The following is a 2108-nucleotide window of genomic DNA, read 5'->3' as shown; positions in this document are numbered from 1 at the left end:
GGGTGGGGACGAGCCTTGTCCGGGCGGAGTCTGGTGCGGCGGCCACTGCGGCCCGGTGCCGCCGGACTGTGGCGGCTCGGGCACGTGCACCGGTGGCGGGGGCGACACGTGCGGCGGCCCCTCAATCACCGGCGGGGTCAGCACCGGGTTGGGGACGGGCACGCGGACCGGGGGCAGGATCACCGGCGCGATCGGCGGGATCACGACCGGAACCGGCACCACTGGAGCCGCCGGGACGGGTGCCGCCGGAATAGGAGGTGCCGCGGGCGGCGGAGGGGCCGCCGGCAGCGGCGCGGCGAACTGCGGAGTCATCGGCTTGGGCGCCGCCACCGGCTCGGGCAGGCTGAGCTTCGCCGCCGGGGCCGACGCCTCGACGGGTGCCGGCGCCTCCTGCGTCGGCACGATGAGGTGTTGTCCCGGGGTGGGCTGCAGCGCGATGGTTCCGGTCGTGCGGATGCCGATCGCCAGCGCGATCTCGAGCGCCAACACCGCGCTGATGCCGGCGACCGCCAATCCGCTCCCGATCAGCAGGGCCGGCCGGCGCCGCGGTTCGCTTTCTTCGGGCATGAAGAGCTTCTCGATGACGACGGTCGGCGAGTCGGCGTCCTCGTCCGGCACCGCGCTGTAGGCCAGCTCGTCGTCGACCGCCTCAGGCCCGAACGGCACATAGAGGTATTCGGGCAGCGAGTACTGGTCGACGACCCCGGTGCCGGGATCTTGGGCGTAGGCCAGCGCGGCGGTCGACGAGGCGAACAGCGGCGCGTTGGCCGAGGCCAGGGCGGCGCCGCGGGCCAGCGCGGTCTCCGGTTCCTCCGGCACGCTCACCTCGAGGGAGGTCGCCGTCTGCAGCGCCGGCTTCAGCGGGGCGATGTCGACGCCCGAGCCGACCACCAGCACGCCGTCCGGCGCGGCCTCCAGCTTCTCCAGCCCGGCGATCATGCCGCCGAGCTGCGCGGCGGCCTGGTCGTACGAATCGGCGTAGATCGGTTGCTTGTAGACGTCGGGGATGGAGCCGTCGGAGGTCTCGACGACCGCCAGCGTCGCGGTGTCGGGCTCCACGAACATCACCGCGGTCCGCTCGTAACCCATTGCGCCGCCGACGTTTTGGGCTAGCGCCGTCGCCGCCAAAAAGGCGGACACCAACATGACGTTCTCGATGCGGTAAGCGGCAAGCGCGTCGCGCAACGCCGCCGCCTCGAGTTGGTCGGTCCACGTGACGCCGATGGACGACACCTCGAGGCCCGCGTCGGCCGCGCCCTCCCGGGTACCCAGGATCGCGGCGAGCACCTGGTCGGACGCGCTCGCGGTGGCCGCTTCGTCGGCGGCTGAGACGTCGAACACGTCCTCTTCCACGGTGGCACCGTCGGCGTATTCGCCTTCGAGAACAACCATTTGGATCGACGCCGGTGCCATCGACACCCCGAGCACGATATCCAAGACAACCCCTCCAAAGGTATTGCGAGACGAACCACGGCTAGGCGGAGGAAAAAACCATGGCTAACTAAGTATCGCGCAGAAAGGAGACGCGGGAGGTCCGCAGAACCTATGTAGTCCTTATGAAGTTCTGATAGGAGCGCGACGGTGTAGGTCCGCGCTGCCCCTGGTACTTCGACCCAACTTGCGAACTGCCGTAAGGGTGTTCGGCCGGGCTGGTCAACCGCAGGATGCACAGCTGACCGATCTTCATGCCCGGCCACAGCGTGATGGGCAGGTTGGCGACGTTGGACAGTTCCAGCGTGATGTGACCGCTGAAGCCGGGGTCGATGAAGCCGGCGGTCGAGTGCGTCAGCAGCCCCAGCCGGCCCAGCGACGATTTGCCTTCCAGCCGGCCGGCGAGATCCTCGGGCAGGGTGAAGAGTTCCAGCGTGGAGCCGAGCACGAACTCGCCCGGGTGCAGCACGAACGGTTCGCCGTCCACGGGTTCGACCAGTGTCGTGAGCTCGTCCTGCTGCTTGGCGGGGTCGATGTGGGTGTAGCGGGTGTTGTTGAAGACGCGGAACATGCAGTCCAGGCGGACGTCGATGCTGGACGGCTGCACCAGGGCGTCGTCGTACGGGTCGATGCCCAACCGGCCGGCGGTGATTTCGGCCCTGAGGTCACGATCGGAG

Annotated in this window: 2 protein-coding genes; both read right to left on the bottom strand. The window is 69.3% G+C overall.

The window, feature by feature from the left end; genetic code table 11:
• Positions 1-1413: DUF7159 family protein (locus tag A5681_RS02925; RefSeq protein WP_419866288.1), on the bottom strand; the 1413-nt coding region annotated here is incomplete at its 3' end.
• A 130-nt stretch (positions 1414-1543) separates the two neighbouring features.
• A partial coding sequence (dcd, locus tag A5681_RS02920) for a dCTP deaminase (protein WP_067269212.1) occupies positions 1544-2108 on the bottom strand: 565 nt, incomplete at its 5' end.

Source organism: Mycobacterium scrofulaceum, from assembly GCF_001667885.1.
GTDB classification, from domain to species: domain Bacteria; phylum Actinomycetota; class Actinomycetes; order Mycobacteriales; family Mycobacteriaceae; genus Mycobacterium; species Mycobacterium scrofulaceum_C.
The sequence above is the reverse complement of the archived record's forward strand: the minus strand, read 5'-3'. Positions and strand labels throughout refer to the sequence as shown.